The 822-nt window shown below is 72.5% G+C and carries 1 pseudogene; it reads right to left on the bottom strand.

Features of this window, described 5'->3' with window-relative positions:
- Positions 1–631 (bottom strand): annotated as a pseudogene (locus tag G5C51_RS42250) (acyl-CoA synthetase FdrA); the annotation flags it as partial.
- Positions 632–822: the final 191 nt, after the last annotated feature.

Here is an 822-nt window from a genome sequence, read left to right as displayed (position 1 = left end):
CGATCAGCCCGACCCGCCCCGGCCGCAGCACGTTTGCAAACCCCAGCGGCACCCCGTCGAGCACCGCCGTCCCGCAGTCGGGACCCATCGCCAGCAGCCCCCGCCGATGCGCCTCTTCCTTGATCCGGATCTCCTGCTCCACCGGCACGTTGTCGCTGAAGACAAAGGCATGCATCCCGCTACGCAGCGCCTTCAGCGCCTCCGCCCCCGCATACGGCCCCGGCGTAGAGATCAGCGCGAGCGCGCTCCCCGGCTCGGCCTCGATGAGGGCCCGCGGAGGCGGCTCCTCCAATACGGCAGAGCCAGAAGACCCGGCGGGCTCCGCCAACAGACCATCCACGGCGGCCAACGCCCCGGCGACCGCACCCCCATCACCACCACCATCCCCACGCACCGCCACAACCAAGTCACCGGGCCGCGCCGCCCGCCCCTCCCCGGTCAGCAGCCCGGCACCGGCGAGCAACGCCAGATTCGCCGGCGTCCCCATCACCAGGCTGGCAGCCGCCACCCCGGGCAGCTCCGACAGCGCCCGGGCGGCTCTCATCAGGGCGACGGAATCGGCATACGTATCGCGGCGCACCGAGTTCACGGTGCCGCCGTCGGGGGCGAGTTCGTCCGTGGTTCGCTCCATGGCCCGACCGTACGATCCGCCCCCGGGGGTCCCGCTTCGGCGCGAGATGCCAGCGGCGCGGCGGGACCCCTGGCAGCAGCTGACAGTGTCCCGGGCCTCCCGAGCGGCGAGCATCACCGGAACACCCGCACCTCACGTCCCCGCTGCCGAGCCAGAAGAGGTGTCGTATGTCCCCCGAACCACCCACCACC

Origin of the sequence: Streptomyces coryli (genome assembly GCF_011044975.1) — a bacterium.
GTDB classification, from domain to species: Bacteria; Actinomycetota; Actinomycetes; order Streptomycetales; family Streptomycetaceae; genus Streptomyces; species Streptomyces coryli.
The sequence above is the reverse complement of the archived record's forward strand: the minus strand, read 5'-3'. Positions and strand labels throughout refer to the sequence as shown.